At 74.0% G+C, this 23,661-nt stretch carries 19 protein-coding genes; 9 read left to right on the top strand and 10 right to left on the bottom strand.

Translation table 11 applies throughout. The features are described from left to right. Positions 1–19: 19 nt before the first annotated feature. The 7 genes from murD to rsmH all read right to left on the bottom strand — a co-directional run bounded on the left by murD (position 20) and on the right by rsmH (position 9,229). Positions 20–1,447, bottom strand: coding sequence for a UDP-N-acetylmuramoyl-L-alanine--D-glutamate ligase (murD, locus tag AC0693_RS08940; RefSeq protein ID WP_356412204.1), 1,428 nt, complete (start codon positions 1,445–1,447; stop codon positions 20–22). Then, positions 1,429–2,499, bottom strand: a complete 1,071-nt coding sequence (gene mraY / locus AC0693_RS08935; RefSeq protein WP_356412202.1) for a phospho-N-acetylmuramoyl-pentapeptide-transferase — start codon at positions 2,497–2,499, stop codon at positions 1,429–1,431. The genes murD and mraY overlap by 19 nt, the downstream gene beginning before the upstream one ends. Continuing rightward, positions 2,496–3,920 (bottom strand): UDP-N-acetylmuramoyl-tripeptide--D-alanyl-D-alanine ligase, encoded by a 1,425-nt coding sequence (locus AC0693_RS08930; protein WP_356412200.1) that lies wholly within the window; start codon positions 3,918–3,920, stop codon positions 2,496–2,498. The genes mraY and AC0693_RS08930 overlap by 4 nt, the downstream gene beginning before the upstream one ends. Then, positions 3,917–5,686 carry a UDP-N-acetylmuramoyl-L-alanyl-D-glutamate--2,6-diaminopimelate ligase gene (locus tag AC0693_RS08925; RefSeq protein WP_469336629.1) on the bottom strand — a complete coding sequence of 590 codons (1,770 nt, stop codon included), beginning with the start codon at positions 5,684–5,686 and terminating at the stop codon, positions 3,917–3,919. The genes AC0693_RS08930 and AC0693_RS08925 overlap by 4 nt, the downstream gene beginning before the upstream one ends. Positions 5,687–5,723: 37 nt before the next feature. Next, positions 5,724–7,688, bottom strand: coding sequence for a peptidoglycan D,D-transpeptidase FtsI family protein (locus tag AC0693_RS08920; protein WP_469319555.1), 1,965 nt, complete (start codon positions 7,686–7,688; stop codon positions 5,724–5,726). Positions 7,689–7,692: 4 nt separating this feature from the next. After that, entirely contained in the window at positions 7,693–8,190 is a 498-nt protein-coding gene (gene ftsL / locus AC0693_RS08915) for a cell division protein FtsL (RefSeq protein ID WP_356412194.1), read from the bottom strand. A gap of 79 nt (positions 8,191–8,269) precedes the next feature. After that, positions 8,270–9,229 carry a 16S rRNA (cytosine(1402)-N(4))-methyltransferase RsmH gene (rsmH, locus tag AC0693_RS08910; protein ID WP_478801311.1) on the bottom strand — a complete coding sequence of 320 codons (960 nt, stop codon included), beginning with the start codon at positions 9,227–9,229 and terminating at the stop codon, positions 8,270–8,272. Between the two features lie 292 nt (positions 9,230–9,521). On the opposite strand from rsmH, the gene AC0693_RS08905 reads away from it, so the two are divergent. From AC0693_RS08905 to AC0693_RS08890, 4 genes are all read left to right on the top strand, one after another. Then, positions 9,522–10,136, top strand: coding sequence for a beta-class carbonic anhydrase (locus AC0693_RS08905; protein ID WP_468467574.1), 615 nt, complete (start codon positions 9,522–9,524; stop codon positions 10,134–10,136). A 98-nt stretch (positions 10,137–10,234) separates the two neighbouring features. Further along, entirely contained in the window at positions 10,235–11,245 is a 1,011-nt protein-coding gene (locus AC0693_RS08900) for an AAA family ATPase (RefSeq protein WP_356412190.1), read from the top strand. Then, positions 11,245–12,627: a DUF58 domain-containing protein gene (locus AC0693_RS08895; protein ID WP_469319556.1), complete on the top strand. Its 1,383-nt coding sequence runs from the start codon at positions 11,245–11,247 to the stop codon at positions 12,625–12,627. Before AC0693_RS08900 ends, AC0693_RS08895 begins: the two co-directional genes overlap by 1 nt. Continuing rightward, entirely contained in the window at positions 12,624–15,026 is a 2,403-nt protein-coding gene (locus AC0693_RS08890; protein WP_478801310.1) for a transglutaminase TgpA family protein, read from the top strand. Before AC0693_RS08895 ends, AC0693_RS08890 begins: the two co-directional genes overlap by 4 nt. A 574-nt stretch (positions 15,027–15,600) precedes the next feature. Here the strand turns inward: AC0693_RS08890 and AC0693_RS08885 are convergent. Genes AC0693_RS08885 through AC0693_RS08875 form a run of 3 tightly spaced genes read right to left on the bottom strand, consistent with a single transcriptional unit; the run spans position 15,601 to position 19,173 of the window. Next, entirely contained in the window at positions 15,601–16,239 is a 639-nt protein-coding gene (locus tag AC0693_RS08885; protein ID WP_356412184.1) for a TetR/AcrR family transcriptional regulator, read from the bottom strand. Between the two features lie 29 nt (positions 16,240–16,268). Continuing rightward, on the bottom strand, positions 16,269–18,353 hold the full coding sequence (locus AC0693_RS08880; RefSeq protein ID WP_478741459.1) for a YhgE/Pip family protein: 2,085 nt from the start codon (positions 18,351–18,353) through the stop codon (positions 16,269–16,271). Then, positions 18,325–19,173 carry an ATP-binding cassette domain-containing protein gene (locus AC0693_RS08875; RefSeq protein WP_478801309.1) on the bottom strand — a complete coding sequence of 283 codons (849 nt, stop codon included), beginning with the start codon at positions 19,171–19,173 and terminating at the stop codon, positions 18,325–18,327. The genes AC0693_RS08880 and AC0693_RS08875 overlap by 29 nt, the downstream gene beginning before the upstream one ends. 294 nt (positions 19,174–19,467) lie before the next feature. On the opposite strand from AC0693_RS08875, the gene AC0693_RS08870 reads away from it, so the two are divergent. From AC0693_RS08870 to AC0693_RS08850, 5 genes are all read left to right on the top strand, one after another. Beyond that, the gene (locus AC0693_RS08870; protein WP_469319560.1) at positions 19,468–19,941 is read left to right on the top strand and encodes an SAV_6107 family HEPN domain-containing protein; all 474 of its coding nucleotides are present in this window, start codon (positions 19,468–19,470) and stop codon (positions 19,939–19,941) included. Positions 19,942–20,030: 89 nt separating this feature from the next. Beyond that, a complete protein-coding gene (locus AC0693_RS08865; RefSeq protein WP_356412177.1) occupies positions 20,031–20,789 on the top strand; it encodes a class I SAM-dependent methyltransferase in 759 nt (252 codons plus the stop codon). 252 nt (positions 20,790–21,041) lie between these two features. After that, a complete protein-coding gene (locus tag AC0693_RS08860) occupies positions 21,042–21,452 on the top strand; it encodes a DUF3040 domain-containing protein (RefSeq protein WP_469319561.1) in 411 nt (136 codons plus the stop codon). Positions 21,453–21,595: 143 nt separating this feature from the next. Next, positions 21,596–22,213 carry a DUF4126 domain-containing protein gene (locus tag AC0693_RS08855; protein ID WP_478741458.1) on the top strand — a complete coding sequence of 206 codons (618 nt, stop codon included), beginning with the start codon at positions 21,596–21,598 and terminating at the stop codon, positions 22,211–22,213. An 18-nt stretch (positions 22,214–22,231) separates the two neighbouring features. Beyond that, positions 22,232–23,656, top strand: a complete 1,425-nt coding sequence (locus AC0693_RS08850; RefSeq protein ID WP_469319562.1) for a phytoene desaturase family protein — start codon at positions 22,232–22,234, stop codon at positions 23,654–23,656. Positions 23,657–23,661: the final 5 nt, after the last annotated feature.

Raw genomic sequence — 23,661 nt, 5'->3', positions numbered from 1 at the left:
GGGTCCGGCCCCTGCGTCGCTAGGCGCCCGCCGCGGCGAGTTCGCGGACCGCGTCGGCGAACGCGTCGCCGCGCTCGTTGTAGTTCGCGAACATGTCCATCGAGGCACACGCGGGTGCCAGCAGGACCGTGTCGCCCGGCTCGGCCAGCCGGGCCGCTTCCCGGACCGCCTCGGACATCGCCCCAGTGTCGGTCCGTTCCAGCTCGACGACCGGGACCTCGGGCGCGTGTCGCGCCAGCGCGTCGCGGATCAGGGCCCGGTCGGCGCCCATCAGGACGGCGCCGCGCAGCCGCTTCGCGGAGCGCGCCACCAGCTCGTCGAAGGTGGCGCCCTTGGCGAGGCCGCCCGCGATCCACACGACCGGCTCGTAGGCCGCCAGGGAGGCCTCGGCGGCGTGCGTGTTGGTCGCCTTGGAGTCGTCGACGTACGTGACGCCCGCGACCTCGGCGACGTGCGCGATCCGGTGGGCGTCGGGGCGGAAGTCGCGCAGGCCGTCGCGGACGGCGCGCGGCGGCACGCCGAAGGCGCGGGCCAGCGCCGCCGCCGCGAGGGCGTTGGCGATGTTGTGCGGGGCGGGCGGGTCGACGTCGGAAACCTCGGCCAGCTCCTGGGCGTTCTTCTGCCGGTTCTCGACGAAGGCGCGGTCGACCAGGATGCCGTCGACGACGCCGAGCATGGAGGGGCCGGGGGCGCCGAGGGTGAACCCGATGGCGCGGCAGCCCTCTTCGACGTCGGCTTCGACGACGAGGTCCTCGGTGGCCTTGTCGGACACGTTGTAGACGCAGGCGACGGTGTTGCCCTCGTAGACGCGGCCCTTGTCGGCGGCGTACGCCTCCATGGAGCCGTGCCAGTCGAGGTGGTCGGGGGCCAGGTTCAGGACGGCCGCCGAGTGGGCCCGTACGGAGGGCGCCCAGTGCAGCTGGTAGCTGGAGAGTTCGACGGCGAGCACGTCGTACTCCTCGGCGCCGGTCACCACGTCGATGATCGGGGTGCCGATGTTGCCGACGGCGGCGGTGCGCAGACCGGCGGCGCGCAGGATCGACGCGAGCATCCGGGTGGTGGTGGTCTTGCCGTTCGTGCCGGTGATCGCGAGCCAGGGCGCGGCGTTCTCGCCGCGCAGCCGCCAGGCGATCTCGACGTCGCCGACGACGTCCACACCGGCCGCGGCGGCCGCGGCGAACAGCGGGCTGTCCGGCTTCCAGCCGGGCGAGGTGACGACCAGGTCGGTGCCCTCGGGGAGGGTCTCGGCGTCGGCGAGCCGTACGGAGATGCCCAGGGCGCCGAGTTCGGCGGCCCGGGCGCGGTGGCCCTCGCCGTCGCCGCCGTCCACGACGGTCACGACGGCGCCGAGGCCGGCCAGGGCGCGGGCGGCGCTGACGCCGCTCACGCCGAGGCCGGCGACGGTGATGTTCTTGCCGTTCCAGGCGGTCACTTGTCCGCTGCCCATCCCGCGTAGAAGAGTCCGAGGCCGACGATCACGCACACGCCCTGGATGATCCAGAAGCGGACCACCACAAGGACTTCGGACCACCCCTTGAGTTCGAAGTGGTGCTGGAGCGGTGCCATCCGGAAGACCCGCTTGCCGGTCATCTTGAAGGAACCGACCTGGATCACCACGGACATGGTGATCAGGACGAAGAGGCCGCCGAGCAGGGCGATCAGGAACTCCGTGCGGGAGCAGATCGCGAGGCCTGCGAGCGCGCCGCCGAGGGCCAGCGAACCGGTGTCCCCCATGAAGATCTTGGCGGGCGAGGTGTTCCACCACAGGAAGCCGAAGCAGGCGCCCATGAGGGCGGACGCGACGACCGCGAGGTCGAGCGGGTCGCGCACCTCGAAGCAGGCGGACGGGTTCGGCAGGGTCTGCGCGTTGGCGCAGGACTCCTGGTACTGCCAGACACCGATGAAGGTGTAGGCGCCGAAGACCATCACGGCGGCGCCGGTGGCGAGTCCGTCGAGGCCGTCGGTGAGGTTCACGCCGTTCGACATCGCCAGGATCATGAACAGCGCCCAGACGACGAACAGCACCGGCCCGATGGACCAGCCGAAGTCGGTCACGAAGGACAGCCGGGTGGAGGCGGGGGTGAGCCCGCGCCCGTCCGAGAACTGCAGCGCGAGGACCGCGAAGGCGATGCCGACGATCAGCTGGCCGGCCATCTTGGCCTTGGCCCGCAGACCCAGCGAACGCTGCTTGACGATCTTGATGTAGTCGTCCAGGAAGCCGACCACGCCCATCCCCGCCATCAGGAAGAGCACCAGTAGACCGGAGAAGGTCGGCTGGCTGGAGGTGATCACCTTCGTCAGGGCGTACGCGACCAGCGTGGCCAGGATGAAGGAGATGCCGCCCATGGTGGGCGTGCCCTTCTTCCCGGCGTGGCCGCGCGGCCCGTCGTCCCGGATGAACTGGCCGTAGCCCTTGCGGGCCAGCCCCTTGATCAGCAGCGGTGTGCCGACGAGAGTCAGGAAGAGCCCGATGACTCCCGCGAACAGGATCTGCCTCATCGGCCGGTGACCTCGCCCTCGCGCTCGAGGAGCGCCAGCGCGACCCGCTCCAGGCCGATGGACCTGGAAGCCTTCACCAGCACGACGTCTCCCGGGCGCAGTTCACTGCGCAACAGGTCGACCGCCGCCTGCGCGTCGGACACGAGCACCGACTCCTCACCCCACGAACCCTCGTTATATGCGCCCAGTTGCAGCCAGGACGCTTCCCTGCCCCCGACTGCCACGAGCTTGTTCACGTTGAGCCGGACGGCGAGCCGTCCGACCGCGTCGTGCTCGGCGAGCGACTCGTCGCCCAGCTCGGCCATGGGACCGAGCACCGCCCACGTGCGGCCCCCGTTCGCCCGCGCGCCGCCGCCCATCGCGGCAAGTGCGCGCAGGGCGGCCCGCATGGACTCCGGGTTCGCGTTGTAGGCGTCGTTGACGACTGTCACGCCGTCCGCCCGCTCGGTGACCTCCATCCGCCACCGGGACAGCGTGCCCGCCCCGGAGAGCGCGGTGGCGATCTCGGCGACGGACATGCCCAGCACATGGGCGACGGCGGCCGCGGCGAGCGCGTTCGACACGTGGTGCTCACCGTACAGCCGCAAGGTCACTTCGCCGCACCCGGTGGGTGTGTGGAGTGTGAAGGAAGGCCGTCCGCCCTCCGTCATCCGCACCTCGGTGGCGCGTACGTCGGCGTCGTCGGCCTCGCCGAAGAGGACCGTACGGGCCTTCGTGCGGGCGGTCATGGCCCGTACCAGGGGGTCGTCGGCGTTGAGGACGGCGACGCCGCCCGCGGCCTCGTCCGGCAGGGACTCGACCAGCTCGCCCTTCGCCTGCGCGATCTGCTCGCGGCCGCCGAACTCGCCGATGTGGGCGGTGCCGACGTTCAGGACCAGGCCGATCCGCGGCGGGGTGAGGCCGGTGAGGTAGGCGATGTGCCCGATGCCGCGGGCGCCCATCTCCAGGACCAGGTGCCGGGTTTCGGCGGTGGCCTTGAGCGCGGTGAGCGGCAGGCCGATCTCGTTGTTGAGGGAGCCCGGCGTCCACACGGTGGGCGCGTGGTGCTGGAGCACCTGGGCGATGAGGTCCTTCGTGGAGGTCTTCCCGGCGGAGCCGGTCAGCGCCACGACGTCGGTGCCCAGGCGTTCGACGACGGCCCGGGCGAGGGCGCCGAGCGCCTTCTCGACGTCGGGGACGACGATCGCGGGTACGCCGACGGGACGGGCCGCGAGGACGGCCGCCGCGCCCGCGGCGACCGCGCGCTCGGCGTAGTCGTGGCCGTCGACGCGCTCGCCGTCGAAGGCGGCGAACAGGCTGCCCGGCTCGACCTGGCGGGAGTCGATGACGACGGGCCCGGTGACGCGTACGGACGGATCCGGTATGTCGTGCGCGAGTCCGCCGGTGATGTCGGCGATCTCGGCGAGGGAGAGGTCGATCACTGGTTCACCTCGGCCTGTCGTACGGGCGGGGTCTGTTCGGCCGCGGCGGGGTCCTGCGCGCGGCCGCGGTGTGCCTCGATGGCGGCGCGGAGCACCGCGCGGTCATCGAAGGGGCGGACGACGCCCGCGGTGTCCTGGCCCTGCTCGTGGCCCTTGCCCGCGACGAGGACGGTGTCGCCCGGTGCGGCGCGCGCGACGGCGGCGGCGATGGCCGCCGCCCGGTCGGCGTCGAGGAGGACCGTGGCCCGCTCGGCGGCCGGTACGGAGACGGCGCCTTCGAGCATCGCGGCGAGGATCGCGAGCGGGTCCTCGGAGCGCGGGTTGTCGGAGGTCAGCAGCGCGGTGTCGGCGAACCGGGCGGCCGCGGCGCCCATGGGGGCCCGCTTGGTGGTGTCGCGGTCGCCGCCGCAGCCGAGCACGATGTGCAGCTTGCCCTCGGTGACCTCGCGCAGCGCGCGCAGCACCGATTCGACGGCGTCGGTCTTGTGCGCGTAGTCGACGACGGCGAGGTACGGCTGGCCCGCGTCCACCCGCTCCAGGCGGCCCGGGACCCCGGGGACGGCGGCGACGCCGTCGGCGGCGGTCTGCGGGTCGATCCCGGCGGCGGCCAGGGTGACGATCGCCGCGACCGTGTTGGCCACGTTGAACGGGCCGGGCAGCGGGGCCGTGGCCGAGATCCGCTCCCCGGCCGGGCCCACCAGGGTCAGCGTGGAGCCGACGGGACCGGAGACGACGTCCTCGGCCCGCCAGTCGGCGGCCGGGTCGCCGGTGGCGGAGAAGGTCAGCGTCGGCACGCTCGCCTCCTTCGCGAGGCGGCGGCCGTACTCGTCGTCGAGGTTGACCACGCCCAGGCGGCTGCGGCGCTCGGTGAAGAGCCGCGCCTTGGCCTGGAAGTAGTCCTCCATGTCGGAGTGGAACTCCATGTGCTCGGGGCTCAGGTTGTTGAAGACGGCGACGTCGAAGACGCAGCCGTCCACCCGGCCGAGCACCAGCGCGTGGCTGGAGACCTCCATGGCGACGGCCTGGACGCCGCGTTCGCGCATCACCGCGAAGAGCGCCTGCAGGTCGGTGGCCTCGGGGGTGGTGCGCTCCGATTTGACGGCCTGGTCGCCGATCCGCATCTCGACGGTGCCGACGAGTCCGGTGCTCCGGCCGGCCCGCCGCAGCCCGCCCTCGATGAGGTAGGCGGTGGTGGTCTTGCCGGAGGTCCCGGTGATGCCGATCTGCAGGAGGTCCTCGCCGGGACGTCCGTAGATCGTGGCGGCCAGCTCGCCCATCCGGTCGCGGGGGTCGTCGACCGCGAGGACGGGCAGTCCGGTGGCGGCGGCGCGGGCCGCGCCCGCCGGGTCCGTCAGGATCGCGGCGGCGCCCAGCTCGGCGGCCTGCGGCGCGAAGTCGGCGCCGTGGACGCGGGCTCCGGGCAGGGCCGCGTAGACATCGCCGGGCCGCACCGCACGCGAATCGTGCGTGATGCCGGTGATGCCCGTGGGGCGGCCGTGATGACCGGGGCTGCCGGGCACCTCGGCGGGCACGGGCGTCTCGATGCCGAGCAGCGCGGCCAGATCGCCGAGCGGGGTCGGGCGGACGGCCAGCGGCCGGGGCGCTCCCGGCGGCGTTGCCGGGGCGTCTTTCTGGGTGGTTCTGGGCTGATCAGCGTGGGGCACGGCGGTGAGCGTACCGGGCGCGGCGGGCCGGTCGCGAAGCGAGGGCCCGCTCGTGGGGGCTTCGGCGGTCCGGTTCCCGGGTTTCGGGGTGATCGTTGTCACTGATGGTGCCTCACGGTCTGGTGGCGCGGCGGTCTGCTCACTGGCCGGGTTCGAAGGTGACCGGCAGTCCGGCGGGGGCGGTGCCGCTCGGGGCGACTTGGAGGGACTTGAGGGCGAACTCCATGACCTTCTTGTAGATGGGCCCGCAGATCTGTCCGCCGAAGTAGCTGCCCTTGGTGGGGTTCTGGATGGCGCAGTACACGGTGATGCGGGGGTCGTCGGCGGGGGCGAAACCCGCGAACGACGCGGTGTAGCCCTTGTAGTGGCCGGTGGCGGGATCCACCCGGTTGGACGTTCCCGTCTTGCCGCCGACCCGGTAGCCCGGGATGCGGGCCTTGGTGCCGGTGCCCTCCTGGTCGTCCACGACCGATTCGAGCATCGCGGCCAGGGTCTTGGCGGTCTCGGGGCTCACCACCGTGCGCTTCTCGGGCGCGGGGGCCGGGGTGAAGCGGCCGTCGGGGCCCTTGGTGCCGCGGACCAGGGTGGGCGTGATCCGGACACCGCCGTTGGCGATCGTCGAGTACACGGAGGCGGCCTGCATGGCGTTGAGGGAGAGGCCCTGGCCGAAGGGGATCGTGTACTGCTGGGAGGTGGACCAGGCCTCGGGCCTGGCCAGGATGCCGCGGGACTCGCCCGGGTAACCGAGGCCGGTGGGCTGCCCGATGCCGAACTTGTCCAGGTAGGAGTACAGGACCTTGTTCGCCTCGGCCTGGGTGGGGCCGAGCTGTCCGGTGGCCAGGATGGTGCCGATGTTGCTGGACTTGGCGAGGACCCCGTTGAGGGTCAGGTTCCAGGTCGGGTGGTCGATGTCGTCCTTGAAGAGCCGGTCGCCGCGGTGCAGCCGGTTGGGGACGGTGACGTGGGTGGCGGGGGTGGCCTTCTTCTCCTCCAGGACGGCCGCCATCGACATCACCTTGGCGGTGGAGCCGGGCTCGTAGACGTCTTGGAGGGCCGCGTTGCCCATGGCGGCGGAACGGGCCTTGCCGAGGTCGTTGGGGTCGAAGCCGGGGGCGTTGGCCATGGCCAGGACCTCGCCGGTGCGGGTGTCCTGGACGATGACGTAGCCGCGGTCGGCCTCGGACTTCTGGACCTGCTCGGCGATCGCGCTCTGCGCCGCCCACTGGATGTCGCGGTCGATGGTCAGCTCGATGTCCTGGCCGGGCACGGCGGGCTTCTCGCTGGACCCGGCGGTCGGGACGCGGCGGCCGCCGGACTGGGCGTAGGTCAGCTGGCCGTCCTTGCCGGAGAGCTTCTTGTCGAGCGAGGACTCCAGTCCGCCCGCGCCCTTGCCCTCGGCGTTGACGTAACCCAGTATCCCGGCGGCCAGGTCGCCGTTGGGGTACACCCGCTTGCTGCTGGGCTCCTGGAAGACGCCCGCGAGGACGTTGGCGCCGGGGCCGTTGTTCTTCTTGTCGGCCGCGGCCTTCTCGGCGAAGACCCGCTTGAGGTCCTTGATCTGGTTCCAGACCTGGGGGGTCTGGCGGTGGGCGAGGACGACGTAGCGGGTGTTCTTCGTCGCGAGCCGCTCCGTCAGCTCCTTGGCGTCCTCGCCGAGGATCGGCGCGAGGAGGGCGGCGGCCTGCGCGGGGGCGTCCGGGGCCTTGCTCTCCTGCGGGGTGAACATCGACGGGTCGGCGGTGATGTCGTGCGCGTCGACGCTGGTGGCCAGGGCCACGCCCTTGCGGTCGGTGATGTTCCCGCGCTCGGCGGCCAGGGTGTAGTTGGCGAACCGGTTCTTGGAGGCCGCGGCGGAGAAGGAGGAGGCGTCGACCGCCTGGACCTGGAGCAGCCGGACGACGAAGGCCGCCATGACCAGCGTCAGCGCGACCCCGACCAGCCGCAGCCGCGGCTTGGGGGCGCCGAGCCGGATCGTGTGCGGCGCCCGGGGCGCGGCGGGCCGGCGGGTGGCGGGGCGGGACGCCGGGCGGGCGGCGGGGCGCGCGGTCGTACGGGGCCTGGGCGGCCCGGGGATCCGCCGCCGCGGAGGTTCCTTGGGGCTCACTCGGTCACCTGCCGGGGGTCGGGGTGGGCTTGCCCGCGGAGGGCGGGGGCGGGACGGCGCCGGGTGCCGCGGCGGGCGGGGCGCCCGACGGGCCGGCGGACGCCGCCGGGGGCTGCGGGGCGGCGGACGGGGCGGCCGGCGGCGCGGAGGACGCGGCGGGGGCCGCCGGGGCGGCGGGGGGCGGCGGGGGCGGGGCGGGGGCGTCGGCGGCGGTCGGCGTGCCGCGGACGGTGCCGTCGGCGCCGAGGAAGACCGGGCTGCCGCCGGGCACCAGGCCGAGCTCGCGGGCCCGGCGCTCCAGCGCGTCGGGCGCCGACTGGGCGTCCACGTCGCGCTGGAGGGCCTGCTGCTCGTCGGTGAGCGAGGTGGTCTCCTTCTTCAGCTTGCTGAGGTGGAAGGAACCCTGGTTGAGCGCCGAGTTCAGCAGCAGCAGGCTGATCAGGCCGCCGCCGAGCAGGGCGACGACCAGCAGCACGAAGGGCGTCCGCCCGGCCTTGCTCACCCTGCCTCCTCCCGGTGGGCCCGCCGCGGGACCGTGGCCACGGCCGTGCCGCCCGGCGTCACGAATGCGCCGCCCGGCCTCACAGGTGCTCCGCCCGGATCCGCTCCACGCCCCGGCAGCGGGCCGGGGCCGCGCGGCGGTTCTCCGCGATCTCCTCCTCCGTCGGCAGCTCCGCGCCGCGGGTGAGGAGTCTCAGCTTCGGCTGGTACTTCTCCGGTACGACGGGCAGCCCGGGCGGCGCGGTGTTCGCGGCGCCCGCCGCGAAGACCTGCTTGACCAGCCGGTCTTCCAGCGAGTGGTAGGAGAGCACCGCGATCCGGCCGCCGACGGCGATCCGTTCCACGGCCGCCGGGATCGCCCGCTCCAGCCCCGACAGCTCGCCGTTGACCTCGATGCGCAGGGCCTGGAAGGTCCGCTTGGCCGGGTTGCCGCCGGTCCGCTTGGCCGCCTGGGGCAGCGCGTCGCGGATCAGTTCGACGAGCCGGGCGCTGTTGGTGAAGGGTTCCTTCTCGCGTTCGCGCACCACGGCGGAGACGATCCGCTTGGCCTGCTTCTCCTCGCCGTACTGGCGCAGGATCCGCACCAGCTCGCCCGGCGGGTAGGTGTTGAGGACCTCGGCGGCGCTCATGCCCGTCGTCTGGTCCATCCGCATGTCCAGCGGCGCGTCCTGGGCGTAGGCGAAGCCCCGGTCGGCCTCGTCCAGCTGCATGGAGGAGACGCCGAGGTCGAAGAGGATGCCCTGGACGGTGGGCGTGCCGAGGCCGTCGAGCACCTCGGCGAGGTCGGCGTAGATCGCGTGCACCAGGGTCGCGCGGTCACCGAAGCGGGCGAGCCGCTCGCCGGAGAGCCGCAGCGCCTCCTTGTCGCGGTCGAGCGCGATCAGGCGCGCTTCGGGGAACCGGGTCAGCAGGGCCTCGCTGTGGCCGCCGAGGCCGAGGGTGCAGTCGACGACGACGGCCCCGGGCCTCTCCAGGGCCGGGGCCAACAGGTCCAGGCACCGCTGGAGCATCACCGGGACGTGTCGGGACTCGCTAGTCACAGCGCCCTCTCAGATAACGGCGCGGCAGGCGCACGCACCACCGGGCCGGCCGGAGAGCCGGGGGCGGCCGGGCCGTGCGTACGCGCCGCGCACGCGGAGTTTCATCGGGGGCCGGGAGGCCGGTGAGGGCCGGGCCCCGGCCGGTTCGCGCCACTTTAGTCCAACGGTCGCCGCGGTCAACGAACCGCCCCGCGCGCCGTGCGCCGCCCTCGCGATGAACCGGCAAATGCCGCGAATCACCCGGACGGCCGCGTCCGTCACACCCTTGTGGGTTAGCTCACAACAAGGTCCATTGACGTTCTTTGTCCGCCCTCACTCCCTGCTCGCACCAGCGGTGACCCTTAACGTCGTAGGCATGACGACTTCCGCACACCTGCCTGCCGACTCCGCGCCCGAGTCTTCGGAGCGCGGCAGCGTCACCGACCGCCTCGTCCAGGCGAACGCCCGCTATGCCGACCGGTTCGCCGACCCCGGCATGGACGCCCGCCCGGTCCTCGGCGTGGCCGTCGTGGCCTGCATGGACGCCCGCCTCGACCTGCACGCCGCCCTGGGACTGGAGCTGGGCGACTGCCACACCATCCGCAATGCCGGCGGCGTGGTCACCGACGACACCATCCGCTCCCTCACCATCAGCCAGCGGGCCCTGGGCACCCGCAGCGTGATACTGATCCACCACACCGGCTGCGGCCTCGAAAGCCTGACCGAGGACTTCCGCCACGAGCTGGAGGACGAGGTCGGCCAGCGCCCCGCCTGGGCCGTCGAGGCCTTCCGCGACGTGGACCAGGACGTGCGCCAGTCCATGCAGCGGGTCCGGACCAACCCCTTCCTGCCGCACCGCGACGACGTGCGCGGCTTCGTCTTCGACGTGCACACCGGCCTGCTCCGGGAGATCGATGCAGCCTCTTGAGTGACACCGGGCCGTCACGCCGTCAACAATGTGTGTTTCGGGGTGGGCCGAACATGCGCAAATGGGCGTCGGCCCGGTGAAAGGGCCAGGAGAACCAGGTGACCACGTATGACGACCGAGCGAACCTCGCTGATCTGACCACGACGGCGGAGCGGATCCGCCGTTCGGTCGAGAGCGTGATCGAGGGCAAGCCCGAGGTCGTCCGCCTCGCGCTGACGGTCCTGCTCGCCGAGGGGCACCTCCTCATCGAGGACGTGCCCGGCGTCGGCAAGACCATGCTGGCCAAGACGCTCGCCAAGTCCATCGACTGCTCGGTGCAGCGGATCCAGTTCACGCCGGACCTGCTGCCCTCCGACATCACCGGTGTGAGCATCTACGACCAGCAGCGCCACGAGTTCGAGTTCAAGCCGGGCGCGATCTTCGCCCAGATCGTGATCGGCGACGAGATCAACCGGGCCTCGCCGAAGACCCAGTCGGCGCTGCTGGAGTCGATGGAGGAACGCCAGGTCACCAGCGACGGGCAGACCTACCGGCTGCCCTCGCCCTTCATGGTCGTCGCCACCCAGAACCCGGTGGAGATGGAGGGCACCTACCCCCTCCCGGAAGCGCAGCGCGACCGCTTCATGGCGCGCGTCTCCGTCGGCTACCCCAGCCCCGACGCCGAGCTGGAGATGCTCGACGTGCACGGCGGGCTCTCCCCGCTCGACGACCTCACCGCCGTCGCGCACGCGCACGACATCCTCAAGCTGATCGAGGCCGTCCGCGCGGTGTACGTCGCCCAGCCCGTGCGGCGCTACATCGTGGACCTGGTCTCGGCCACCCGCAGCCACCCGGAGCTGCGCCTGGGCGCCTCGCCCCGGGCCACCCTGCACCTGCTGCGCGCCGTCAAGGCCTCCGCCGCCCTGTCGGGCCGCGACTACGTCCTGCCCGACGACGTCCAGGCCCTGGCCGCCCCGGTGCTCGCGCACCGGCTGCTGCCCACCGCGCAGGCCCAGCTCAGCCGCCGGACCTCCGAACAGGTGGTCGCCGAGATCCTGCAGCGCACCCCGGTCCCGGCCGCCGGCGCGCGCGGCGAGCAGCCGCCGGGCGCCGGCGCCCGGAGCTTCTGATGGCCGCCGGTACCCCTGGCGGTGCCGGCGAGGGACCCGGGGTGCGCGCGGCGCTCTCCGGGCTCACCACCCGCGGCCGGTCCTTCCTGGCCGCGGGCATCGCCGCCGCCCTGTGCGCCTACGTCCTCGGCCAGGCCGAGCTGCTGCGCGTCGGGCTGCTGCTCGCCGTCCTGCCGCTGATCTGCGTCTACGCCCTGCATCGGACCCGCTACCGGGTCTCCGGCAGCCGCCGGCTGACCCCGATGCGCGTGCCCGCGGGCGCCGAGGCCCGGGTGCAGCTGCGGATGGACAACGCCTCCCGGCTGCCCACGGGCCTGCTGATGCTCCAGGACCGGGTGCCCTACGTGCTCGGGCCCCGGCCCCGCTTCGTCCTGGACCGGATGGAACCGGGCGGCCGCCGCGAGGTGTCCTACCGGGTCCGCTCCGACCTGCGCGGGCGCTACCCCCTGGGGCCGCTCCAGCTGCGGCTGGCCGACCCCTTCGGGCTGGTCGAGCTGACCCGCTCGTTCAGCACCTACGACACCCTCACCGTCATCCCGCGCACCGAGCCCCTGCCGCCCGTACGCCTGGCCGGGGAGTCCTCAGGCTACGGCGACGGCAGCCTGCGCGCCCTCGCGCTCGCCGGGGACGACGACGTGATCCCGCGCGGCTACCGGCAGGGCGACGACCTGCGCCGCGTCCACTGGCGCTCCACCGCCCGCTACGGCGAGCTGATGGTGCGCCGCGAGGAGCAGCCGCAGCGCAGCCGGGCGACCGTGCTGCTGGACACCCGCCGCCTCGCCTACGAGGGCGCGGGCCCCGACTCGGCCTTCGAATGGGCCGTCTCCGGCGCCGCCTCCGCGCTGGTGCACCTGCTGGAGCGGGGCTTCTCCGTCCGGCTGCTCACCGACACCGGGAACTCGGTGCCCGGCGAGGGCGCGGGCGGCTTCTCCTCCGGCGGCCACGAGTCCGCCGAGGCGGCCGGGCTGATGATGGACACCCTCGCGATCGTCGGGCACTCCGACGGGGCCGGACTCTCGCGCGCCCACGACCAGGTGCGGGCCGGCCACGACGGGCTGCTCGTCGCCTTCTTCGGCGAGCTGGACGACGTACAGACCGCGATGGCCGCCAAGATGCGCGGCCGGTCGGGGGGCGCGATCGCCTTCGTCATCGACACCGACGCCTGGGCCGACCCGCTGGCGGCGCCCGGGGGGCCGTCCGCCGGGCCGTCCGCGGCGGCGCCCACCCCCCTGGCCGACCGGCTGCGGCAGCTGCGCGACGCGGGCTGGACCGCGGTCGCCGTGCCGCCCGGCACCGCCTTCGCCGACCTCTGGCGGCAGGCGGGCACCGGGCACGGCCAGGACCAGGGCCACGACATGAACACCTCCGGAGGCAGGCCATGAGCGGCCGGGCGAGACTGACCCTCTACGCGCTGCTGGCGACCCTGCTCACCTCGGGCGCCCTGCTGCCGCTGGTCCATCCGACGACCTGGATCTTCCAGGCCGCGGCGCTGGCCGCCGTCCAGAGCGCGGTCGGCGCGGGGGCCCGGCGGGTGCCGCTGGCGCGCCCGCTCACGGTGGCCGCGCAGCTGCTGGTGAGCCTGCTCCTGCTCCTGCTGCTCTTCGCCGGGAAGGGCGCCCCGACCGGCTCGGGGCCGCTCGCGTACCTGGTCACCGACTTCGGCGGGCTGTACGGGCAGGGGCTGCGCGACGTCGGCGAGTTCGCGCTGCCCGCGCCGCTGACCGAGGGCATCCGGCTGCTGCTGATCTCCGGGGTCCTGCTGATCGGACTGCTGGTGGACATGCTGGCGGTGACCGCGCGGGCCGCCGCGGCGGCCGGGCTGCCGCTGCTCGCCCTGTACTCGGTGGCCGCCGGCCTCAACGGCGGGGGCGGCGCGTCCTGGCTGTGGTTCGTCCTGTCCGGCTGCGGCTACCTGCTGCTGCTCCTGGCCGAGAGCCGGGACCGGCTGGCCCAGTGGGGCCGGGTCTTCGGCGGCGCGGCCCCGGGCGGGGGCGCGCCACGTACGGGCCCGGGCGCCGGGAGCCGGCCGCAGGCCCCCGTCCGCACCGGGCGGCGGATCGGCGCGGTCGCCCTCGGGCTCGCCCTCGCGGTTCCGGTGGCGCTGCCCTCGATGAGCAGCGGCCTGCTGGACTCCCAGGGCGGCGGCTCGGGCGGCGCGGGGCAGGGCACCGGGGTCACGCAGGCGGTCAACCCGCTCGTGGCCCTCCAGGACAGCCTCAACACGCAGGACAACCGCGAGGTGCTGAAGTACCGCACGGACAGCCGGGAACTCTCCGACCAGTACCTGCGGATCCTCTCCCTCGACCAGTTCGACGGGGTCAAGTGGGAGGCGTCCGCGCGCCCGCTGAGCGACGTCCCGCAGCGGCTGCCGGACCCGCCGGGGCTGAGCCGGGAGCTGCGGGAGGGCTCCGGCGAGATCCGTACCAGCATCTCGGCGTCCGACACCTACGCGCAGCGCTACCTGCCGATGCCCTACCCGGCGACGGCCGTGGAGGTGCGCGGGCGCTGGCGGTTCGAGCCGGTGGGGCGGACCCTGGTCGGCGAGCAGCTCGGCAAGGACAAGTACCAGAACGCCCAGGGCGCGCAGTACACGGTGCGCAGCGTCGAGCTGCGGCCGACGGCCGACCAGCTCGCGGCGGCCCCGGCCGCCGCGCCGAGCGTCCTCGGCGAGAACACCCGGCTGCCGGACAACCTGCCGGCGGTGGTCTCGGAAACGGCCCGCAAGGTCACCCAGGGGGCGCGCGGGGACTACGCGAAGGCCGTGAAGCTCCAGGACTACTTCGCCGTCGACGGCGGCTTCACCTACGACACCAAGGTCGCCTCGGGCAGCGGCTCGCAGGCCATCGCCCGGTTCCTGGCGGACAAGCGGGGCTTTTGCATCCACTTCTCCTTCTCGATGGCGACGATGGCCCGCTCGCTGGGGATCCCGGCCCGGGTCGCGGTCGGCTTCGCGCCGGGCACCCGGCAGACCGACGGCAGCGTCGTCGTGACGATGCGGGACGCGCACGCGTGGCCCGAGCTGTACTTCGAGGGGGTGGGCTGGACCCGCTTCGAGCCGACCCCGCAGCGGGGGACGGCGCCCGCGTACACCCGGCCGGACACGCCCGTCGCGCAGCCGTCCGCCTCGGCGGCGCTGCCGTCGGCGTCCGCTTCGGCCCCGGTCCCGGCCCCCTCCGCGTCCCAGGACTGTCCGCCGCAGCAGAAGCGGCTCGGCGAGTGCGGCGACGCGGCGGCGGGCGCGGGCGCCGGATCGGGTGACGGGGGCGTCTCGGCCGGGGCGGTCCTCGGCTGGGCCGCGCTGGGGGCGGTCCTGATCGCCCTGCCCCTGCTGCCGCTGCTGTGGCGGAGCCGGGTACGGGGGCGGCGGCTGCGCTCCGGGGACCCGCTGGAGGCCTGGCGGGAGCTCGGGGACGCGGCGTGGGACGTCGGCATCGTGCCCGACGGGGCGCTGTCGCCGCGGGCTGCGGCGGGGCGCATCGTGCGGCGGGGGCGGCTGGAAGCGGATGCGGGTGCGGCGGAGGCCGTGCACCGGGTCGCGGGGGCGGTGGAACGCGTGCTGTACGCGCCCCCGTCCGCGGCGCCCCCGGCGCACGACCTGGCCCCGGACGTCCTGGCGGCCCGCCGGGCCCTCCTGGCCGCGGTCTCCCGCCCGACCCGCCTGCGCGCCCTCCTGGCCCCCCGCTCCGCGGCCCGCCTCACCCGCGCCGCAGCGGCGCAGTGGTCCGTCCTGACGCAGCGCGCCACCACCCTGACGCAGCGCCTCCGCCCCCGCCGCACCTGACCCGGCGGCGGGTGCCCTCAAACGCCGGGCAGGCTGAAATGCCCCGTGGGGCCACCCCCTCCAGCCCGTCCGGCGTTTGAGGACCCGCCGGAGGCAACGGCCACCAGGCCGCGACACGGGCCCCGCCCCTCGCGGACGCCTCCGGCGAGGGCCCTCAAACGCCGGGCAGGCTGCAATGCCCCGTGGGGCCGCCCCCTCCAGCCCGTCCGGCGTTTGAGGACCCGCCGGAGGCAACAGCCGACAGGCCCGGAACCCGGGCGGGCTGGAATTGCCCCCCGCAGGGGAGACGCACGCGGAGACGCCGGTGGGGTGGGCTCGATCCCCCCGAGCCCACCCCACCGGCGCACCGCTCCGACTGCCGGGCCCCCCGCCCCGCACTCGGCGGCAGGATCCCCGCCCCGCTCCGCGGCCCCGTGTCCGCGGTGCGGGCCGGGGCCCCGTCCGTCGCACCCATTCTGTGGCCGCCCCATGGGCCGGCCCATCCGCGCGCATACTCAGCTTCCGCGCCGCCGCACCTGGGTACGGATACTCAGTTCTACGCGTCCGGCTCGCCGGCCGGACACCGCCGACCGGGTCACCGGCTTCCGCTGACCCGCCCCCGCAGCAGCAGCGACAGCGCCGAGTGCACGTCGTCGATCGACCGCTCGCTCTGGAAGGACTGCCAGTCCAGCGCGGCCACCAGCACCATCCCGACCATCGCGGCCGCCGTCAGCGGCACGTCGATCTCCGCGCTGAGTTCGCCCCGCTCGACCCCTTCCCGCAGCACCGTCTCCACCACGGCCACCGCCTCCTGCCGGACCACCATGAGGGTGGACTGCCAGGCCCGGTTGGTCCGCCAGAGTTCGGCGACGTACAGCTGGGTGAAGGCCGGGTAGCGGTCGATGAAGACGAGCCCGGCCCGGATCATCTGGTCGAGCGCCTCGACCCGGGTGCCGCCGCGCGCCTCGGTCTCCTCGGCGGCGGTCCGCAGCGAGGCGGTCAGCAGCCCCACGCCGTGCCGCAGCAGCTCCTCGAAGAGGTCGGTCTTGCTCGCGAAGTTGTAGTAGACCGTGCCCTTCGCGACGCCCGCCCGTTCGGCGATCTCGTCGACCGTGGTCGCGGAGAACCCCTGTTCGGCGATGAGGGTGACGGCCGCTTCGTAGAGCTTCTGCCGCGTGGCCTGGCGTCGGCCGGTGCCGGTACCGGTGCCTGTGCCGGTGCTGCTGCTGTCCATGGCGCTGATTCTCACAGGTCCCCGCTCTCCTACAGGCTCAGGTCGGGGTGCAGCCGGGACATCGACCACACCTGCTTGCCGCGGGCGGCGAGCGTGGTGAGGGCGAGGGCGCCGACGGTGAAGGCGGCCAGGACGGCGAAGCCGGTCCAGACGGGGGCGAGGTCGCCGCCGGTGATCAGTCGGCGCAGGCCCTCGACGACGTACGACATCGGCAGGTAGGGGTGGATCCAGCCGAAGAAGCCGGGGCTGGTCTGGACGGGGTAGGTGCCGCCCGCCGAGGTCAGCTGGAGCATCAGGACGACGAGGACGAGGATCCGCCCGGCCGCCCCGAACTTGGCGTTCAGCCACTGCACGATCGCCGCGAAGCAGGCGGTCACCACGGCGAGGAAGCCGAGGGTGAGGGCGGGGCGCGCCATCTCCAGGCCGAGGCCCCAGTGCAGTACGGACATCAGCGCGCCCACCTGGACGATGCCGAGCCCGGCCACCGGCAGCCAGCCCGCCAGCGCGATCCGCCAGGACGAGGCCCCGGCGGCGAGCGCCCGCTTGTTGAGCGGGGCGATCAGCATGTACGCGACCATCGCGCCGACCCAGAGGGAGAGCGGGATGAAGTACGGGGCGAAGCCGGTGCCGTAGTTGGGCGCCTTGTGCAGGGACTCGTTGGCGAGCTTGACCGGGTCGGCCATGACCTGGGTCCGGGCGTCGCGCTGGGGCTGGTCGTAGTCGGGGATCTTGCCGACGCCGTCGTGCAGGCCGGTGGCGAGGTCGCCCGTACCGTCGACGAGCTTGAACATGCCGCCGTCGAGGGTGTGGGCGCCGTCACCGAGCTTGCCCACGCCGGTCTCCAGGCCGCTGGAGCCGGTGGCTGCGGTGCCGAGACCGGTGTGCAGCTGGGCCGTGCCCTTGGCGACCTTGTGGGCGCCGGTGTTGAGGGCGTCGACCTTCGCGACGGCCGCGTCGAGGTCCGACGAGAGCGCCGGGGCCTTGGCGGCGAGGTCGCGGGCCTGCGTCTCCAGGGTGGTCAGCTGGCCCTTGAGCTTGCCCAGGTCGCCGCCCGCGTCCTTGACCAGCGTGTTGACGTCGGAGGTCAGCTCGGCGGCCTCGGCCGCGTCGTCCTTGACCCTCTTCAGCTGCGGGCAGGAGGCGGGCTGGGGGCCGGTGGCCTTGGTGCAGACGTCGGCGTAGACCGAGGCGGCGCCCGTGGAGACGCGCTGGGTCACCCGCGCGGCGTCGGGCGCCTTCTTGGCGAAGGTGTCGAGGTGGTTGTTGACCGTGCGCGCGGTGTCGGCGACCAGTTCGGCGGTGTCCGAGAGCTGCTTGGGGTCCTTGACCAGCGGGCGCGCCTTGTCGGCGGCGCCGTGGACCTTGTCGGCGAGGGCCTGGGTGCCGGACGCGAGGTCCTTCGTACCCGTCTCCAGCTGGCCGGCGGCGGTGTCGAGCTTCTTGATCCCGCCCGCCAGTTCGCCGGTCTTCTCCTTGGCGGTGTCCAGGCCGTCGGCGAGGTCCTTGGCGCCCTCCTTGGCCTTTCCGGCGCCGTCCTTGAGCTTGTCGGCGCCGTCGGCGGCCTCGGCCGTCTTGTCGTGCAGGTCGGAGAAGGAGACGAAGATCTTGTCGAGGAACCCGCGGGAGGCGTTGGCGGAGGCGGCGGAGCGGACCTCGGCGAAGACGGTGCGCGAGATCGACCCGACGATGTAGTTGTTCGCGTCGTTGGTGCGGACCTGGAGGGCGCTGGTGGTGGGGTCCTCACCGGAGCTGGAGGCGATCTTCCGGCTGAAGTCGGCGGGCATGGTGAGGGAGAGGTAGTACTTCCCCTTTTCCAGGCCCTTGGCCGCCTCGTCGGAGCCGACCTCGTGCCACTCGAAGGTCTTGCTCTGGCGCAGCTTCTTGGTGATCTCGCCGCCCGCGTCGATGTGCTTGCCGGCCGCGTCGGCGCCCTTGTCGTCGTTGACGAGCGCGACGGGGAGCTTGTCGAGGCGGCTGTACGGGTCCCAGAACGAGCAGAGGTACAGGGCGCCGTAGAGCAGCGGCAGCAGGAGGAGGGCCACGAGCGCGGCGGCGGGCAGCTTCCCCCGTCCGAACCGCTTCAGCTCAAGCGCGGCGAGTTTCGGCGAGCGCATCCGCCTCCCCCTTCGTGTCGGTGGTGTCCGTCTCGGTGGCGGCGGTGTCGGTGGCGTCCGCCTCGCTGCCGGCGGTGCCGGTGGTCTGCGTGGTGTCCGTGGTCTCGGACGGGACCGGGGTACCGGTTTCGCCCGTCCGCAGGACCACCGCGCCGGCGGGTGCCTCGCTGCACACCGCGAGGACCGTGGTGCCGGAGTCTGCGATGTGCCGCAGCAGCGTCCAGGCCTCCTCGCGCTCGGCGCCGGACAGCTTGAGGTCGGTGTCGTCGACGGCCAGCAGCCGGGGGCCGCCGAGCAGGGCGATGGCCACGGACAGCCGCAGCGCCTCCAGCCGCTCCAGGTCGCGCACGGAGGTGCGCGGGCCCTTGGGCAGGGTCTCCAGGCGCAGTCCGACGGCGGCCAGCGCGGCGTCGATGCGGACCTGGGCGCCCGAGGCGCGCTCCGCGCGGGGGCGCAGCAGGGCGCGCAGGGGTCCCTCGTAGCGGCGCTGGAGCAGGGCGCCCTCGCGCAGCTGCTCGGCGACGGTGAGCGCGGGGTCGAGGTCGGTGACCCCGGGGACCGGGCCGAGGGCGGCGATGCGGCGGACCGCGGCCGTCTTCTTCGGCAGCCGGTGGCGGGCGATCTCGGCGGATCCCTCGGTGGTCTTCATCCGGCCGGTGAGCGCGAGGAGCAGGCAGGTCCGGCCACTGCCGGAGGGCCCTTCGACGGCGATCAGCGAACCGGCCGGGGCGTCGAGCGACACCCCTCGGAAGACCCAGCCGCGCGGGCCCTTGAGTCCGAAGTTCTCGGCCGTGACGGCCGCTCCGTGCGGGCTGTCCACACCCTCCCCCTCTTTTTGAACTGACTGGTCAGTTCAAAAAGTACCAGCATCGGCCCACCGACCGCACATCCGGGGGGTGTTATGCCGCCGATGTGGGGAAAGCTGCTGGTCAGAGCGATTGTCAGTGGGTGCCTTCACGATGGAGGACAGAAACACGCATTGCGCGGGTGCCCCGACACCAAGACGCCACGCAGCACGGCGCCCTGGCACCGGGTCACCGGCGGGCAAAACGAAGCAGGAAGCAGGAAGCACAAGGCACCAAGGCACGCTCCACGCAACGACAGGAGGTTCGTCATGGCCACACCGTCCCCGTCCCCTGTCCATCCCGTCCTGCGCTCGTCGGGTGCCCCTCCGGCCGCCGTCGAGCTGCTCGACAAGGCCCGGCGCGGGCTCGCGGAGGCGGCGATGCTGCCGCAGCCCAACGAGCGGTACGCCACCGCCCACCTCGCCGCCCTGCGCACCGCCGCGGCCGTGCTCGCCGCGCGCGGGCGGCCCGAGGCCGCGCACCCGCGCCGCCGGCCCCCGATACGCAGCGCCTGGGAGGTGCTCCCCCAGGTCGCCCCCGAGCTGGCCGAGTGGAGCACCCACTTCGCCTCGGGCGCCGCCCGCCGGGCCCGGGCCGAGGCGGGCATAGCGGACGCGGCGAGCAACCGGGACGCGGACGACCTGGTGCGTGCCACCGCCATGTTCCTGCGCCTGGTCGAGCGGATGCTGTCGCTCCAGCCGCTTCTGCCGGGGCCCCGGCCGGACCGTCCCGAGCTGGGATGACCCGGCCGACCGGCGGGGGCGGCGGGCGGCGGAGGCCATAGGGTGGGTCCTTGACCGCTCACCCTTTCCGCGCCGAGGAGTCATCAGCCGTGTCGGACACTTCCCGCCCCCGCGCCTCCCTCCGCACCGCCGTGGTGTGGGAGGTCCTCAAGGACGCTCTGGAGCGCCGGGCCAAGGCGACCGGGCGGGACGTGCTCGACGTACTGGACACCGGCGGCGGCACCGGCAAGTTCGCCGTCCCCGTGGCCCGGCTCGGCCACCGCGTGACCGTGGTCGACCCCAGCCCGAACGCGCTGTTCGGGCTGGAGCGGCGGGTCGCGGAGGCGGGCGTCGCCGATCTGGTGCGCGGGGTCCAGGGCGACGCCCAGGGCTTGCTCGACGTCGTCGACCGCGAGGCCTACGACGTGGTGCTGTGCCACGGCGTGCTGGAGTACGTCGACGACCCGGCCGAAGGCGTCGCCAACACGGTCGCCGCGCTGCGCCCCGGCGGCATCCTCAGCCTGCTCGGCGCCGGCCTGGGCGGAGCCGTCCTGGCCCGCGCGCTGGCCGGGCACTTCACCGAGGCCCGCACGGCCCTGACCGACCCCGCGGGGCGCTGGGGCGCGGGCGACCCGGTGCCGCGCCGGTTCACCGCCGACCAGCTCACCGAACTGTGCGGTGGAGCGGGCCTCGACGTCGGCTCCGTGCACGGGGTCCGGATCTTCGCGGACCTGGTGCCCGGCGTCCTCGTGGACACCGAGCCCGGAGCCGTCGAGGCCCTGCTGCGCCTGGAGGAGGCCGCGGCCGAACTGCCCGCCTTCCACGCGGTCGCCACGCAACTGCACGTCCTGGGCGAGAAGCGGGTCTGATCTGCGGCGCTGTCGCCGACGGAGTACCTCGCGGAACACCCCGTTCAGCCGGTCGGCCCCGTATGATCGGGGGACACCGCCCGGCATGGTGGACGGGCCAATGGGGAATAAGCGCCTCAACGACCGCCCTTACAACGGTACGGTTTGGCGAAATGGCGCAGAGGGGCGGGTTTCACGGGGGCGATTCCCTGCCTATCCTGGAGGGGACCCCCGGTCGCTACCCCGCGCGACCGACGGATGAGGAGGACTCCCGTGCCGCTCTCGGAGCACGAGCAGCGCATGCTCGAGCAGATGGAGCGAGCGCTGTACGCCGAAGATCCCAAGTTCGCGACAGCGCTTGAGGGAAGCGGGCTGCGTACGTACACCCGGCGACGGGTCTACCAGGCGGTCGCAGGCTTTCTGGTGGGTATCGCGCTCCTCATGACCGGAATGGTCGCGCAGAACCTGATCTGGGTCAGCGTGGTGGGGTTCCTCGTCATGCTGGGCTGTGCGGTTCTCGCCGTCACCGGATGGCGCAAAGCGCCCAAACCCGGCGAGCAGTCCGTCACCGGCGGTGCCGGTGACCTGGGCCGCGGCCAGAGCCGGCAGCGCCGGAGCGTGATGAACCGGATCGAGCAGCGCTGGCAGCGCCGCCGTGACGAGCAGGGCCAGCAGGGCCAGTAGCAGCGGGCCCCCGCAGGACACAGGGGTGAGGGGACGGACGCCGGTCGGCGTCCGTCCCCTCACCCGTCTCCGGGCGACCGGCCCGCGGCCCCCGCTCCGCGGGTTGGCCCGCCCGGCCGGGCCGCGTGCTGCATGATGACCGGGTGAGTGTCCTCCCCCTGGTCTTCACCAGCGGCTGGGCCAGCGGGATCAACGCCTACGCCGTGGTCCTGCTGCTCGGCATCTTCGGCGCGACCGGGCTCACCGACGAGGTGCCCGCTTCGCTCCAGCGCACCGACGTCCTGGTGGTCGCGGGCGTCCTGTTCCTCTGCGAGGCCGTCGCCGACAAGATCCCGTACGTGGACTCGCTCTGGGACACCGCGCACACCGTCATCCGCCCCGTCTCCGGGGCCGTCGTCGGGGCGCTGCTGGCCGGGCAGAGCGGTTCGCTCTCCGACATCGCCGCCGGGGCGGTCGGCGGATCCACCGCGCTGGCCAGCCACTTCGTCAAGGCCGGCACCCGGATGGCCGTGAACACCTCGCCCGAGCCGTTCACGAACATCGCGCTCAGCACGGCCGAGGACCTCGGCGTCGGCGCGATCGTCACCTTCGCCATGTTCAATCCGCAGGCCGCCGCTGTCATTGCGGGCGTGCTGCTGCTGATCGGGCTCGCGATGCTGCTCTACCTGTGGACCCGGATCCGCCGCTTCCTGCGCCGCCGCGCGCAGCGGCGCGAGGAGAAGCGCCTGGTCCGGGCCTCGGCGACGGGCCCACCGGGGTGACTCGGTAGGGTCGGGCGCATGGCACGAATTGCGGTGACCGGCGCCGGGATGGGCGCGATGGCGACGGCCGCCCGGCTGGCGGTGGCGGGCCACCGGGTGACGGTGTACGAGCGCTCGGCGACCTACGGCGGCGCGGTGGGGCGCTTCGAGCGCGACGGTTTCTCCTTCGACACCGGACCGGGTCTGCTGCACCTGCCCGCCGTCTACCGCGATCTCTTCGTCAAGACCGGCAAGCGCCCGTTGGAGGAGTGCGCCGAGCTGATCCAGGTGGACCCGGCCGCCCGGCACCTGATGGCCGACGGCGCCGAGGTCACTCTGCCGGGCGCCTCGCGCGGCGGGGTCGCCGCCGTCCTCGACCGGGCCTTCGGCGCGGGCTCCGGGGACCGCTGGAACGCCGTCCTGGGCCGCGCGCGCGACGCCTGGGACGCCACCCGACGCCCTCTGCTGGAGGAGCCGCTGCGCCCCGACTGGCGGGTACTGGGCCGCGACCCCTACCCCGCGCTGCGCGGCAGCGGGCTGCTGCGCCGTCGGCCGCCGACGCTGGCCGAGATGGCCGGGCGGGAGCTGGGCGGGCCGCTGGCGACGCTGCTGGAGGCGACGGTCCTCGGGCACGGGGCCGACCCGCGCACCGCGCCCGCCGCCGCCGCGGTGCTTGCGTACATGGAGCAGACCTTCGGCAGCTGGTACGTCCGCGGGGGCCTGCGGGAGCTGGCCACCGCCGTGTACGAGCGCTGCCGGGAGCGGAAGGTGGAGTTCTGCTTCGGCGCCCCGGTCCGGGAGGTGCTGGAGCACGACGGCCGGGCGGCCGGGGTGCTGCTGGAGGACGGGACCCGGGTGGCGGCGGACGCGGTGGTCTGCGGGGCCGATCCCCGCGGGCTCCTGGTCCCGCTGCTGCCGGGCGCCCGGCCCTGGCCCGCGGACGCGGTGCCCCCGCGCACGGAGGCCCTGAGCCGCAGCACCCTCTTCCTCGCGCTGCGCGGCCCCCGCCCCGGGGACGCCGTCCACCGCACCGTGGTGCACTCCCCCGGATCCCGGCCCGTCACGGTGCTGCGCCCCGACGACCCTGCCACCCGGCCCGACGCGGACCACGAGGCGGTCACCGTGAGCGCCGCGTGCACCGTCGCCGGGACACCGGACGCGGAGCTGCTCGCGGCGGCCGAGCGGGCGGTTCCCGGGCTGCGGGAGCGGCTGCTGTGGCAGGAGGCGCGCACCCCGGCGGACATCGCGCGGGACACGGGCGCGGTGGACGGCGCGGTTCCGCCGCCCGCCCTCGCGGGGGCGGGCGGGCGCATGCTCTACCCCGCGAACGCGACCGCCCTGCCGGGCCTGTACCTGGCGGGCGGCTGGGCCCACCCCGGCGGCGGACTGGCGCACGCCGGGATGACGGGGGCCCTGGTGGCGGGCCTGATCGTGGAGGGGGCCGGCTTCCGCGGCTCCCGCTGAGCCGA

The organism is Streptomyces sp. NPDC043876 (assembly GCF_056435825.1).
The sequence above is the reverse complement of the archived record's forward strand: the minus strand, read 5'-3'. Positions and strand labels throughout refer to the sequence as shown.

What these genes read in the sequence shown, in the direction of transcription:
- AC0693_RS08850 (WP_469319562.1), top strand. Translation starts at nt 22,232, where the DNA reads ATGGCACGAATTGCGGTGACCGGCGCCGGGATGGGCGCGATGGCGACG.
- AC0693_RS08880 (WP_478741459.1), bottom strand. Translation starts at nt 18,353, where the DNA reads ATGCGCTCGCCGAAACTCGCCGCGCTTGAGCTGAAGCGGTTCGGACGG.
- AC0693_RS08890 (WP_478801310.1), top strand. Translation starts at nt 12,624, where the DNA reads ATGAGCGGCCGGGCGAGACTGACCCTCTACGCGCTGCTGGCGACCCTG.
- mraY (WP_356412202.1), bottom strand. Translation starts at nt 2,499, where the DNA reads ATGAGGCAGATCCTGTTCGCGGGAGTCATCGGGCTCTTCCTGACTCTC.
- AC0693_RS08895 (WP_469319556.1), top strand. Translation starts at nt 11,245, where the DNA reads ATGGCCGCCGGTACCCCTGGCGGTGCCGGCGAGGGACCCGGGGTGCGC.
- AC0693_RS08870 (WP_469319560.1), top strand. Translation starts at nt 19,468, where the DNA reads ATGGCCACACCGTCCCCGTCCCCTGTCCATCCCGTCCTGCGCTCGTCG.
- murD (WP_356412204.1), bottom strand. Translation starts at nt 1,447, where the DNA reads ATGGGCAGCGGACAAGTGACCGCCTGGAACGGCAAGAACATCACCGTC.
- AC0693_RS08885 (WP_356412184.1), bottom strand. Translation starts at nt 16,239, where the DNA reads ATGGACAGCAGCAGCACCGGCACAGGCACCGGTACCGGCACCGGCCGA.